General features: G+C 69.0%; 12 protein-coding genes. 7 read left to right on the top strand and 5 right to left on the bottom strand.

The window, feature by feature from the left end; translation table 11 throughout:
- Positions 1-25: 25 nt before the first annotated feature.
- Positions 26-505 carry a 50S ribosomal protein L11 gene (locus OS889_RS13125; protein ID WP_372390413.1) on the bottom strand — a complete coding sequence of 160 codons (480 nt, stop codon included), beginning with the start codon at positions 503-505 and terminating at the stop codon, positions 26-28.
- A 123-nt stretch (positions 506-628) separates the two neighbouring features.
- Positions 629-1,690 carry a M20/M25/M40 family metallo-hydrolase gene (locus OS889_RS13120; RefSeq protein WP_372390411.1) on the bottom strand — a complete coding sequence of 354 codons (1,062 nt, stop codon included), beginning with the start codon at positions 1,688-1,690 and terminating at the stop codon, positions 629-631.
- A gap of 135 nt (positions 1,691-1,825) precedes the next feature.
- Here OS889_RS13120 and OS889_RS13115 point away from each other — a divergent pair, with 135 nt between their 5' ends.
- The 3 genes from OS889_RS13115 (at position 1,826) to OS889_RS13105 (ending at position 4,034) form a co-directional block, all read left to right on the top strand.
- On the top strand, positions 1,826-2,161 hold the full coding sequence (locus OS889_RS13115) for a hypothetical protein (protein ID WP_372390409.1): 336 nt from the start codon (positions 1,826-1,828) through the stop codon (positions 2,159-2,161).
- Between the two features lie 72 nt (positions 2,162-2,233).
- A complete protein-coding gene (gene mvk / locus OS889_RS13110) occupies positions 2,234-3,286 on the top strand; it encodes a mevalonate kinase (protein WP_372390407.1) in 1,053 nt (350 codons plus the stop codon).
- Between the two features lies 1 nt (position 3,287).
- Positions 3,288-4,034 carry an isopentenyl phosphate kinase gene (locus OS889_RS13105; protein ID WP_372390404.1) on the top strand — a complete coding sequence of 249 codons (747 nt, stop codon included), beginning with the start codon at positions 3,288-3,290 and terminating at the stop codon, positions 4,032-4,034.
- 9 nt (positions 4,035-4,043) lie between these two features.
- Here the strand turns inward: OS889_RS13105 and OS889_RS13100 are convergent, their stop codons facing one another.
- On the bottom strand, positions 4,044-5,270 hold the full coding sequence (locus OS889_RS13100) for a permease (protein WP_372390402.1): 1,227 nt from the start codon (positions 5,268-5,270) through the stop codon (positions 4,044-4,046).
- A gap of 309 nt (positions 5,271-5,579) precedes the next feature.
- Complete coding sequence (locus tag OS889_RS13095) at positions 5,580-6,515, bottom strand: 2-dehydropantoate 2-reductase (protein WP_372390400.1); 936 nt, start codon at positions 6,513-6,515, stop codon at positions 5,580-5,582.
- Between the two features lie 188 nt (positions 6,516-6,703).
- Here OS889_RS13095 and OS889_RS13090 point away from each other — a divergent pair, with 188 nt between their 5' ends.
- The 3 genes from OS889_RS13090 (at position 6,704) to OS889_RS13080 (ending at position 8,712) form a co-directional block, all read left to right on the top strand.
- Positions 6,704-7,927: a PAS domain S-box protein gene (locus OS889_RS13090; protein WP_372390398.1), complete on the top strand. Its 1,224-nt coding sequence runs from the start codon at positions 6,704-6,706 to the stop codon at positions 7,925-7,927.
- Between the two features lie 162 nt (positions 7,928-8,089).
- Positions 8,090-8,371, top strand: coding sequence for a DUF433 domain-containing protein (locus tag OS889_RS13085; RefSeq protein ID WP_372390395.1), 282 nt, complete (start codon positions 8,090-8,092; stop codon positions 8,369-8,371).
- The gene (locus tag OS889_RS13080) at positions 8,371-8,712 is read left to right on the top strand and encodes a DUF5615 family PIN-like protein (RefSeq protein WP_372390393.1); all 342 of its coding nucleotides are present in this window, start codon (positions 8,371-8,373) and stop codon (positions 8,710-8,712) included. Before OS889_RS13085 ends, OS889_RS13080 begins: the two co-directional genes overlap by 1 nt.
- A 334-nt stretch (positions 8,713-9,046) precedes the next feature.
- Here OS889_RS13080 and OS889_RS13075 read toward each other — a convergent pair whose 3' ends face one another.
- Positions 9,047-10,429: an NAD(P)/FAD-dependent oxidoreductase gene (locus OS889_RS13075; RefSeq protein ID WP_372390391.1), complete on the bottom strand. Its 1,383-nt coding sequence runs from the start codon at positions 10,427-10,429 to the stop codon at positions 9,047-9,049.
- Between the two features lie 151 nt (positions 10,430-10,580).
- Here OS889_RS13075 and OS889_RS13070 point away from each other — a divergent pair, with 151 nt between their 5' ends.
- Positions 10,581-11,678, top strand: coding sequence for a molybdopterin-dependent oxidoreductase (locus OS889_RS13070; RefSeq protein WP_372390389.1), 1,098 nt, complete (start codon positions 10,581-10,583; stop codon positions 11,676-11,678).
- The last annotated feature ends 22 nt before the right edge of the window (positions 11,679-11,700 follow it).

Genomic DNA, 11,700 nt, shown 5'->3' with positions numbered 1-11,700 from the left:
GCTGTCGACTGCGCGTCTGGACGGATTACTCGTCGACGAAGACGTCGTCGTACTCGCCGTCTTCCATCCGCTGTTTGAACTCGCGCGGATCGTTGCCCTCGATCGTCACGCCCAGCGAGGTGCAGGTCCCGACGACCTCCTTCGCGGCGTTGAACGAGTCATAGGAGAGCAGGTCCGAGGACTTCTGCTCTGCGATCTTCTTCACTTGCTCGACGTCCAGGTCGGCGACGAAGTTCTCCTGGGGCTCGCCCGAGCCCGTCTCGAAGCCGGCCTCGTCCTTGACGAGTTCGGCCGTCGGCGGGACGCCGACCGAGATCGTAAAGGAGCCGTCGTCCTCGTACTCGACGGTGACGGGGACTTCCATCCCGTCGAACGCCGCCGTCTCGTCGTTGATCTGCTGGACGACGTCCTGAACGTTCACGGGGGTGGGGCCGAGTTCCGGACCGAGCGGCGGGCCGGGGTTGGCCTCCCCGCCGGGAACGAGTACTTCGATGGTTCCAGCCATATCTCACAACACCCTACGCCGACTTTTAACGGTTTTCTTTCGGCCGAACGGCCGTGTCAGGGTTCGGCACGGGGATCGAGCGCGGGTCGGCCCCCGCCGCATTCGCCCCGGTCGGCCGCCCGATCACGACAGGTCGACGCCGAACGGCGCGGCGTCGGCCGCCCGCTCGGCGACCGCGCCCAACAACTCCGCGGCGGCGTCGAGGTCGTCGGTGTCGATGACCTCGACCGGCGTGTGCATGTAACGGTTCGGAATCCCGAGATTCAGGGAGGGAATGCCGCTCCGCGAGGTGTAGAAGGCGTCGGCGTCGGTGCCGGTCCGCGTGCCCGTCGCCTGCAGTTGGACGTCGACGTCGGCGTCTCCGGCGGCCTCGCGTGCGAGATCGACGATCGAGGGGTGGTTCGCGCTCCCGCGGGAGACGACCGGGCCGGCGCCGAGTTCGACGGGGCCGGTGCGCTTGCCGGGGATGTCGGGGTTGTCCGTCGCGTGGGTCACGTCGACCGCGATCGCCGCGTCCGGTTCCAGCCCGAAGCCGACCATCTTCGCGCCCTGGACGCCGACCTCCTCCTGGACGGTGCTGACGGCGTAGACCGTCGCGTCGACGTCGCGTTCGACGGCCGCGCGGAGCCCCTCCGCCGCGGACCAGGTCCCGACGCGGTTGTCCATCCCGCGGGCGGCGACTTTGGTACCGTGGAGGTCGCGGACGCGCGTCTCGACCGTGACGGGGTCGCCGATCTCGACGAGCTCGCGGGCTTCCTCCTCGTCGTCGGCGCCGACGTCGACGAACTGCTCTGCGATGTCCTCGTAGGACTCGTCCTCGCGGTCCCGGAGGTGGATCGCGGTCTGGCCGATCACGCCCGGCACCGACTCGTCGCCGTGGACGGTGACGTGCTGGCCCTGCGAGACCGTGCGGTCGGCGCCGCCGATCGAGCCGATCCGGAGGAAGCCGTCGTCGGTGATGTTCCGGACGATGTAGCCGATCTCGTCGGCGTGCCCGGTGAAGGCGATCGACGCGTCCGCGCCGCCCTCGTGGACCGCGACCGCGTTGCCGTAGTCGTCGGTCCAGACGTCGTCGGCGAACGCCCGCACGTAGTCGAGCCACACTCGCTGGCCAGCCGATTCGAACCCCGAGGGGCTGGCCGTGGTCAGTAGATCCGTAAGGAACCCGCGTCTGTCCTCGTCCATATCTCCGCTCCGCACCCCGTTCACCTGAAACTACGGGATACCGGCCCTTTGGTCGGTTCGAAACCGCCCCGTCACTCGGCCCGCGGCCCGGGCTCCACAACGGTTATTCCTCCTGTCGGCGTACCGAGACGAGAGATGAGCGACACGTCATTCACCCTCTTCGAGATCCACCTGCACGACGGCCTTACTTTCTCCGCGAACGCGGAGGCGACGAACACCGCGCCCGCGATCGGCGGGCTCTTCGGCTCGTCGTCCGAGGGCGACGAAAGCGACGACGAGAGCGACGATTCGGGGGCGGGGCGCGGCGGCTGCGTCTCGAAGCGCCTCCTGCTCGTCGTGTTCATCGCCCTCGTCGCGCTCGTCATCGAACTCCTCGCGGCCCGCTCTCGCGGAGACGGCGAACGCACCAAACTCACGGACTTCACTACCGGGAGCGGGGACGACGCGAACGACGCGGACGGCGCCGCGTGAGGCGGCCCGGACGGGCGCACCCCCTCGCTGGCGGTCGGATGGCTTAAGCGGCGCCCCTCGTATTCCTCCCGTATGACCGTTTCGAGCGCCCCCGGGAAGGTGTACCTCTTCGGGGAACACGCGGTCGTCTACGGCGAGCCGGCGGTCCCCTGCGCCATCGAGCGCCGGGCCACGGTCACCGTCGACGCCCGCGCGGACGACCACATCAGAGTCCAGGCCCGCGACCTGAGCCTCGACGGCTTCACCGTCGAGTACGCCGGCGACACCGCCGAGCGGCCGGACGTCGACGTCCCCGAGGGACTCGTCGACGCCGCGATGGGCTACATCGACGCCGCGGTCGAACAGGCCCGCGACGCGGCCGACGCCCCCGACGCGGGGTTCGATATTACCGTCGAGAGCGAGATCCCGCTGGGCGCCGGACTGGGCTCGTCGGCCGCGGTCGTCGTCGCCGGCATCGACGCCGCGACCCGAGAGCTGGGTGTCGAACTGAGCAAGGATGAGATCGCCGACCGCGCCTACCGCGCGGAGTACGACGTCCAGGACGGGCAGGCCTCCCGCGCGGACACCTTCTGCTCGGCGATGGGCGGCGCCGTCAGGGTCGAGGGCGACGACTGCCGCCGCATCGAGACGCCGAACCTCCCCTTCGTCGTCGGCTTCGACGGCGGCGCGGGCGACACGGGCGAACTCGTCGCGGGCGTCCGCGACCTCCGCGCGGAGTACGGCTTCGCAGCCGACACCGTCGAGAGCATCGGCGACATCGTCCGCGCGGGCGAAGAACGCCTCTACGACGCCGACCCCGACTCGGAGCCGACAGCCGACCTCCTGGCGGAACTCGGCCGGCTGATGGACTTCGACCACGGCCTCCTGGAGGCCCTGGGCGTCTCCTCGCGCACGCTCGACAACATGGTCTGGGCCGCCCGCGAGGCCGGCGCCCACGGCGCGAAACTGACCGGCGCCGGCGGCGGGGGGTGCATCGTCGCGCTCGACGAGACGCCCGAGACCCGGACCGCGCTTCGGTACACCGCCGAGTGCCGCGACGCCTTCCGCGCCGAACTCGATCGCGAGGGCGTCCGCGTCGAGTCGTCCGGCGACGGCACCGCGGCCGCCGACCGCGGGGACGCCTGAGATGACGGTCGTCCTCAAGCTCGGCGGCAGCGTCGTCACCGACAAGGAGACCCCCGAGACCGTCGACGACGACGCACTCGACGCGGCGGTCGAAGCGGTCGCCGAGGCCGACCTCGACCGCCTCGTCCTCGTCCACGGGGGCGGGAGCTTCGGCCACCACCAGGCGGACAAACACGGCGTCAGTCTCTCGGCGGGCAGCCGCGACGCCCCCGGCGTCTGGGCCATCCACGACGCGATGCGCCGGCTGAACGACGAGGTCGTCGCGAGGCTCCACGACGCCGGCGTCCCGGCGCTCCCGGTCCACCCGCTCTCTCTCGCCGCTCGCGACGCCGACGCTGCGCTCTCGATGCCGCTCGACTCGACGGCGACGCTGCTCGGCGAGGGCTTCGTTCCCGTCCTCCACGGCGACGTCGTCGCGCAGGCGGGCGCGGGCGCGACGATCATCAGCGGCGACGAGGTCGTGACGCGGCTCGCCCGCGGACTCGACGCCGACCGCGTCGGGCTCTGCTCGACCGTACCGGGGGTCTACGACGACGCCGGCGCGGTGATCCCGCGAATCTCGTCGTTCGCCGAGGTCGAGGACGTCCTCGGCGCGTCGGACGCGACTGACGTGACCGGCGGGATGGCCGAGAAGGTGCGGGCGCTCTTGGAACTGGACTCGCCGGCCCACATCTTCGGACCGGACGATCTCGCGGCCTTCCTGGCTGGCGAGTCGGCGGGGACGGTCGTCGACGGCGACGCGGCGTGACCGGTCCGATCAGCCGGCGTGCGCGCCCTCGCTCTCGGCGTCGCTTCCGGTCTGCCAGTAGCCCACGTAGACCTGCGCCAGGAAGACGACGGTGAACGCGGCGTTGAGGTATATGGTGTATCCGGACGGCGCGGTCCCGCCGGCCTGCCCCTGCGGCGGGACCAGCCCGATGCCGCTCCAGAGGTAGTGGATGGCGACGCCGGCGATCACGGCGGCGACGAAGATGCTGACGAAGAGGACCGCCGCCAGCCGGAGGCCGTAGTAGCGCCGGTAGGCGTCGTCGATCGTCGGCACGATCAGGTCCGCGAAGATGAACGACATCACGCCGCCGAAGGCGATGCCGTTGTTCCAGAGGATCACCGCGAAGGGGACGTTCCCGACAGAGCAGACGAACGTCACGACGCCGATGGCGACGCCGATGACCGCGCTCGCGAGCACCCACGCGAACGTCCCCTCGGCGCCGACGCCGAACAGCGTCGTCCACCACGCCCGGGGCACGAACGCGCCGATGAGCCCGGCGATCAGGAAGCCCGCGACGATGTCGGTCCACAGCATCTCCCACTCGCCCAGCGCGTTCTTCGAGGCGAGGCGCCAGCCGTCACCGGTGAGGAGTCTGTCGCGCCAGGTCGCGTCCCGCTGCCGCTCGGATTCGAGGTACGCCTCCTTGCAGGACTCCGAGCAGAAGTACTCCGTGCCGCCGTCGGTCTCGACGCTCAGGACGTCGTCGCTCGTTGGGTCGACCTCCATCCCGCAGGAGGGGTCGCGGACGCCCTCGGTCGACTGGAGGTGCTCGCGCGCGGCCGCGAACCACGACTCGGGGACGACGTACTTGAACGCCACCGCGAGCAGGCCGATGAGGAGGAGGCCGGCGACGTAGTCCGCGAGGACGAACTGCCAGCCGAGCAGGATCCACATCACGAGCCCCAGTTCGATCACGAGATTGGTGGAGGCGAACTGGAAGGCCGCGAGGCTGGCGACCGGCGACGCGCCCTTCTTGAACAGCGACTTCGTCGTCGCGACCGCGCCGAACGAACACGACGAGGAGGCCGCCCCGAAGACCGTGCCGAGGCCGAGCTCGCGCCAGCCGTCCCCGCCGAGGACCGCCGACATCCGCTCTTCGCTGACGAACGTCTCGACCGCGCCGGCGATGGTGAACCCCAGGACGAGCGCCCACCACGTCTCCCAGGCCATCTCGCCCGCGAGCCGGAGCCCCTCGACGGCGGTCTCGACTACCATCGCGGTTCACCTCCGACGGACGATTCGGACCGTTTCAGTCTCATCGTGTCGGTCTAGCCTACACGTTCCCCTCCCAATGCGATTGCGACTCATATTCCGAATCGATCGGCGGACGAAAGTTCAGAATCCGAAGTGACGAACGAGAGAAACGCCGGAATCAAGTACGAGACGCCGGTCCGCACCCACGTCGTCGACGCGTTCCGAGAACGCGATCGACGCGCCGTTTCCTCGACGTATTCGTGTTGGATTCCAAAGTATCTCCCGAGCAGACCGAGCGAATCGAAAGCGGATCGCGGATAAAGACGCCTTTCAGTCCTCGTCGCTCTGGGCGTTCCGCGCGGCCCACGGCGTGAGGATCGCGTAGACGGCCTCGTTCATCGGGACGGCGATGTCGTGCTCGCGCGCCCGCCGGATGATCGCGCCGTGGAGCCCCTCCAGTTCCATCCGTTTGCCGTGGGTCAGATCGTAGTGCAGCGACGAGTAGGCGTCGCCCTCCAGCCCCTCGGCGAACGCCATCCACTCCTCGACGGTCTCTTCGGTCAGGTCCGTCCCCGCCGCGCGGCCGACTTCGCAGACCTCCTCGAAGAGCCGTCGGTACATCGACCAGGACTCCTCGTGGCGGCGGATCTCGCCCAGCGGGAGGCGGACAGCGGCGGTCATCCCGGCCTGGGCACAGATGAACGCGGCCTTCTCCCAGATCTCGGTCCGCACCGATTCGGAGAGTTCCACGTCCATTCCGTCGGCGCGCTCGAACCACTTCGCCAGCCGTTCGGCGCGCTCGCTCCGCGAGCCGTCCAGTTCGCCGATGGTGAAGCTCGTCGGACCGCCCGTGTGTTCGATCACCCCCGGCTCGCCGATCGTCGAGAAGACGTACGCGACGCCGCCCATCACGTGCTCGGCCCCGACCTCGTCGGCGAGGACCGACTCGTTGTCGACGCCGTTCTGGAGCGAGACGACGGCGGTGTCCTCGCCCACGAGCGGCGCCAGATTCCGGGCCGCGGCCTCGGTGTCGAAGGACTTCACCGTGAAGAGCACGTAGTCGCACGGGCCGATCTCCGCGGGATCGTCGGTCGCCGGGAGGTCGACCGCGAAGTCGCCCTCGACGCTCTCAACGCGGAGCCCCGCTTCTCTGAGCGCGTCGAGGTGGGTGCCCCGCGCGATGAGGTGGACCTCGGCACCGGCCTGCGCGAGGCGACCGCCGACGTAGCCGCCGACCCCGCCGGCCCCGTACACCGCGACCTTCATCGTTCCGTCCAATCGGCTGCGTTCGACTGTCTCGCTGGCATACCACCGTCTTCCGCTCGCCTTCGGTTAATTATTACCGCCCGTCTCGGGATTCGCGGCGACGTCTCGCGCGCACCCGAAATTCAGTTGTCATTTCGGGGACGGGATCCGGAACTGCTTTGACGCCCCACTATTTAGGCTGGCCTAAAATGGATCGCCACGCGGACCAGCTCGTCGGGTCCCTGTTCAGAATCCTCGGGTCGCAGGGGCACCACGAGGCCCAGCGGCTGCTCGTCGAGACGTACCAGTCGCACGCGCCGTCGGACCGCGACGAACTGGTCGATCGACTCGCCGCCGACCTGGTGACGATCCTCCAGGAACACCTGACGCCCCGGGAGGGCGCCGCGGTGCTCACCACGACCGTGGAGTACCTCGTCAACCGCTTCGTGTCCGTCGTCGACGTCGCGCCCGTGGCCATCGTCGTGCTGGACGAAGACGGCGGCATCCAGCTGTGGAACGACGGCGCCGAGCGGACGTTCGGCTGGAGCGAGCGCGAGGTGCTATCGAAGCCGTACGCCCGCGTCGTGGCCGAGCCGTCGGAGTCGATCCCGCCGGTCTCGGAGCTGGAGGACGGCGAGCGGCTGACCGGCGTCGAGACTCGGCACCGTCACAAGGACGGCTCGCTCCTCGACGTCCGCCTGTGGGGCGCGCCCCTCTACAACCACGAGGGGCAGTTCACCGGCGCGACCTTCGTGATCAGCGACATCACCGAGCGGAAACAGCGCGAGCAGCGCCTGACGGTGTTGAACCGGGCGCTGCGGCACAACATCCGCCACGACGTCACCGTCATCCGCGGCCACCTCGATCTGCTCTCCGAGGAGATTCCCGAGTCCGATCACCTCGAGGTCATCGACGAGCGCGTCGCGAACATCAGCAATCTGAGCGAGGCGGCGCGGAACATCGAGCGGCTCGGCGAGCCCGACGATTCGGCCCCCGCGACGTTCGATCTCGGGCCCGAACTGCGGGAGCACGCCGCGCGGCTCCGACGCGACTGGCCCGACGCCCGCGTCGACGTCGACGTCCCCGAGTCGCTTCCGGTCGCCGCGCACGAACTCCTCCCGTACGGGCTCGACAACCTCCTGGAGAACGCCGTCGAACACAACGACGCCGACGACCCGCGGGTGCGGATCGAAGCCCGAAAGCCCGACGACTCCTCTGCGGGCGTCCGACTGGTCATCGCCGACAACGGTCCCGGACTGCCGACGAACGAACGCGAGGTCCTGCGGAACGGGACGGAGACGGACCTCACTCACAGCACCGGCGTCGGGCTGTGGCTGACCCAGTGGATCGTGCGGAGCTCCGGCGGGCAGCTCGATGTCGAGACCAGCGAGTGGGACGGCACGCGGGTCACAGTAGAGTTACAGAGCGCGTAGTATCGGTGAGCGAATCCGAGCCCGCGGTCGGTTTGAATCCGTGGCGGAATCGGTATCTCTGGGGCCTCTATCGGGTGAGGTGCTATCAGTAGGACCGGTGAGAGTGACTCCGGAAGAAATCCGGTCCAGACGTTCAAGTGTGATGGCGGCGTAGCGCCCAGTATGAGCCAAGTGACGAAACGTATCGTGCAGGAACTCCACGACGAGCCGCATCTCGAGGGCCGACGGATTACGGTTCGGTTCCTCAAAGAGCAAATCGAGGAACGGGGACTCGATCCGCGTACGGTCGCCGATCGCCACGATCTTGACGTGGCTGATGTCTATCGGGCGCTCACCTATTACCACGACCACCCCGAAGAGATGCGGACGATCGAACGTCGGCGACGATCCGCGATCGAAGCACACGCTCACTTGGCGACCGATCCAGACGACGTTCGTGACTGATGGGGTATCGTATCCTCGCTGACGAAAACGTCGAGCAGGCGACGATCAACTACCTGCGGAAGCTCGGACATAGCGTTGAACGGATCGGGGATATCGCAGAACTCGGCCTGGGTGCTGAAGATGAATCGATCGCTGCGTATGCACGCGAGACAGACCGTCTCGTTCTCACTCAGGACGACGACTTCTTCACTCAGATCACTGTCGAAGATACCGCCGGTGTTCTCTTCCAGACGGATCAGACGCTTTCGGCCCGAGAGGTAGGAGATATCGTACACGAACTCTCCGAGTACATCGACCAATCCGAAGTGACACTTGAATACGTGAGCCGGAACTGGCTGTAGGTGGGCTATAGCGTTCGACCCCCGGCGACCAACGAGGAGCATCTTTGATCGAGTTTTCACCGAACGAGCCGCAGACTCGCCCAGTACGAAAGGTCGGTATGTCGCCCGAAACACTAACGACCGGCCTCATCCCGTGGCGGCACGCCGCGTCGGCCGGGAAACCCTCGTGTCGGGCGGTCCGTCTGTGGGGCGCGGACGGTCCCTGTGTCGCACACCCGGGTTCGCCGCCGTGTCATCGCTCCCGTGACGGGAGTACTCGGGCGGGGACTGAGGGTGCGCACTCGGGGGAAGGCGGTCGAGGGCAAAGGCCGTTCCGACTCACCGGCCCGACCCGCTACACCGTGTAGTCGGATTCGCCGATCTGGACGTACTTCCCGTTCCGGAAGGAGAACTTCGTCCGCTTGTAGGTCGTGACGAGCTTCGCGGCGCCGAACCCGGCCCTGAGGTTGCTCGTGTCGAAGAGCCCGTAGCCCTCGCTGTTTTCGAGGAGCTTGCGGGCCGTAGCGAACGCCCAGTCCCAGTCGTCGGGCTCGTAGTCGTGGACGATGTCGGCCATCGCGACGTTGCGGAGGATCTCGTCGCCGATGGCGTCCTTCCAGCGGGCGTTGTATGGTGCGAGATCGCCCTCGGCGGCGAGTTCGCCAGCGATCGCGCCCGTGCGGACGGCCGTGTGGTCGCCGCCCTCGTGGAACGCCGAGGTCGCGCCCATCGCGCCGCCGACGACGGCGACGCCCGCGCCCGTGGGAGAGTCGATCGGCCGCGTCGAGGAGATGGCGTAGGTCTCTGTCCCCTTCGACTTCCCGCGATTCTCGACGAGCGGGAAGTCGTCCTCGATGTCGTACTCGTCGCCGTACTCCTGTTCGAGCAGCCGGCGGATGTACTCCTTCCCCTGGGGGATCCGCTCGTCGTCGGGCCGCAGGAGCGGGTAGTCCCCGCGGTTCTCGACGGCCTCGATGTCCATCCCGATCGGCATCGTCAGCCCGATCCGGGCGACGTTGTCGTCGTTCGGGAAGATCCACGGATAGGCGGTGTGGCCGGGCATGTGTCCCCACCAGAATTTGATCGCGCCCGCGACCTCCTCGAAGACCTCCTCGGGGAGCCGGCGGTGCTCCTGGTAGGCGATGTGGTTCGTCTCGCGGGTCGAGAGCCGTTCCGTGACGTCGAACGGGAGGTACTCGTCGAGGACGCGGTTCGTCACCTGGCGCTGGGGGCCGTCCGCGAGGATCAGGTACTCCGCGCCGAGCTCGTCGCCGCTCGCGAGTTCGAGTCGGTGTCGCGGACCGTCGCCGTCGCGGTCGGTCTCGACGCTTCGGACCGAGACCCCGGCGCGGTACTCGGCGCCGGCCTCTTCGGCGCGGTCGCGGAGGAAGTCGTCGAAGCGGGCCCGCTGCATACAGAACCCGAAGTTGTCGTACGAGGACTCGATCCCCGTCGACCGCAGCGTGAGCGACTCAGAGGGGCCGATGAACTCCGCGCGGTCGAGAGTGCCGAGGACGACGCCCTCGGGCATCTCGTCGGGGTGGATCCCCATAATGTCGACCCAGTAGTCGAGGATGCCCGCGGCGTCCGTCGAGTCCGGTCCCAATCGATCGGGGCGGTCCGTCCGCGGCACCCCTTTCTCCAGGACGACCGCCGACGCGCCGCGGGACGCGGCCGCGTGGCCGGCCGACGAGCCCGCGGGGCCGCCGCCGACGACTGCTACGTCGAATCGCTCCATACCCGTAGGCGATGCCGGCCGAGTATTATACTGTCGCTGTCGGTCACTCGGCGATCCGGTCGGTGTCGTCGGCGGCGACGGAGCCTCCTCGATGCCCTCTCCGTCGTCTGCGGCCCGAACGCTTCTTGCGGCGGCGGGCCTAGCAAGGAGTATGTGGCCAGCCTCCCGGCTCCGCGACGTCGCCGACGCGGTGCGGCCGCCGCCGCGGCTCGTCGACTGGTCGCTCCTCGCGCTCGTCGGCGTCGAGGCCGCTTCGGGACTGCTTTCCTTCACGGTGGGGTCGCCCTCGGGCTGGCCGCTGTTCTGGCTCCACCGGATCGTCGGGCTGACGATCGTCGCGCTCCTCGGATTCAAGCTCGCGCGGGTCCGCCACCGGCTCACCGACCGCTCCCGGTGGCGACCCACGACCGCGCTCTCGGTGGCGACGCTTGTCGCGGCCGTCGGCGCGCTCGCGACGGGGATCGCGTGGGTCCTCGGCCTCGACGCCCGGCTGTGGCTGTGGACGCTCCTGAGCGTCCACGTCGGCTTCGGCCTCGTGCTCGTCCCGCTCATCGCCGCCCACCTCGCGACGCGCTTTCGCCTCCCGCAGCGTCGGGATTTCCACCGTCGGCGGACGACGCTGAAGTACGCGGCGCTCCTCCTCGGCGGGGGCGTCGTCTACCGAGCGCAAGAAGTCGCGAACGACGTCCTGGAGACGCCGGGCGCGGACCGCCGCTTCACCGGGTCACAGCCCCGTCAGGGCGACGGCAACGGCGCGTTTCCGGTGACCTCGTGGGTCGCCGACGACCCCGACCCGATCGACCCCGGCGAGTGGTCGCTGGCGGTTCGCGGCGCGGTCGAGACGCCCTTGTCGCTCGCGTACGACGAGGTCGTCGTCGACGGCGAGGCTCTCAGCGAGCGCGAAGCCCTCCTGGACTGCACGAGCGGCTGGTACACGGTCCAGCGGTGGCGCGGGATCCGCGTCGGCGATCTGCTGGACGCCGCGGGCGTCGACGAAAGCGCGCGGTACGTCCGCTTCGTCTCCGTCACCGGCTACCGGTGGTCGCTCCCGGTCGAGGAGGCCCGCGACGCGCTCTTGGCCACGCACGTCGCCGACGAGCGGCTGAGCCACGGCCACGGCGGCCCGATGCGGCTCGTCGCGCCCGGCCGGCGCGGCTTCCAGTGGGTCAAGTGGGTCGAGCGCGTCGAGGTCCGCCGCCGCGACGACCCGGCCCAGTGGCTCGTGACGCTCGTCAGCGGCTTCGACTGACGGCACCCCCGCGTTTCGGACG

This window comes from Halobellus sp. MBLA0158, from assembly GCF_041477585.1.
GTDB lineage: Archaea > Halobacteriota > Halobacteria > Halobacteriales > Haloferacaceae > Haloquadratum > Haloquadratum rubicundus.
Note: the sequence above shows the minus strand (reverse complement) of the source record. Positions and strands in the feature narration are given on the sequence as shown.

Bases quoted from the DNA above. Each gene is read 5' to 3' on its own strand.
- OS889_RS13125 (WP_372390413.1), bottom strand. From the start codon at position 505: ATGGCTGGAACCATCGAAGTACTCGTTCCCGGCGGGGAGGCCAACCCC.
- OS889_RS13120 (WP_372390411.1), bottom strand. From the start codon at position 1,690: ATGGACGAGGACAGACGCGGGTTCCTTACGGATCTACTGACCACGGCC.
- OS889_RS13115 (WP_372390409.1), top strand. From the start codon at position 1,826: ATGAGCGACACGTCATTCACCCTCTTCGAGATCCACCTGCACGACGGC.
- mvk (WP_372390407.1), top strand. From the start codon at position 2,234: ATGACCGTTTCGAGCGCCCCCGGGAAGGTGTACCTCTTCGGGGAACAC.
- OS889_RS13105 (WP_372390404.1), top strand. From the start codon at position 3,288: ATGACGGTCGTCCTCAAGCTCGGCGGCAGCGTCGTCACCGACAAGGAG.
- OS889_RS13100 (WP_372390402.1), bottom strand. From the start codon at position 5,270: ATGGTAGTCGAGACCGCCGTCGAGGGGCTCCGGCTCGCGGGCGAGATG.
- OS889_RS13095 (WP_372390400.1), bottom strand. From the start codon at position 6,515: ATGAAGGTCGCGGTGTACGGGGCCGGCGGGGTCGGCGGCTACGTCGGC.
- OS889_RS13090 (WP_372390398.1), top strand. From the start codon at position 6,704: ATGGATCGCCACGCGGACCAGCTCGTCGGGTCCCTGTTCAGAATCCTC.
- OS889_RS13085 (WP_372390395.1), top strand. From the start codon at position 8,090: ATGAGCCAAGTGACGAAACGTATCGTGCAGGAACTCCACGACGAGCCG.
- OS889_RS13080 (WP_372390393.1), top strand. From the start codon at position 8,371: ATGGGGTATCGTATCCTCGCTGACGAAAACGTCGAGCAGGCGACGATC.
- OS889_RS13075 (WP_372390391.1), bottom strand. From the start codon at position 10,429: ATGGAGCGATTCGACGTAGCAGTCGTCGGCGGCGGCCCCGCGGGCTCG.
- OS889_RS13070 (WP_372390389.1), top strand. From the start codon at position 10,581: ATGTGGCCAGCCTCCCGGCTCCGCGACGTCGCCGACGCGGTGCGGCCG.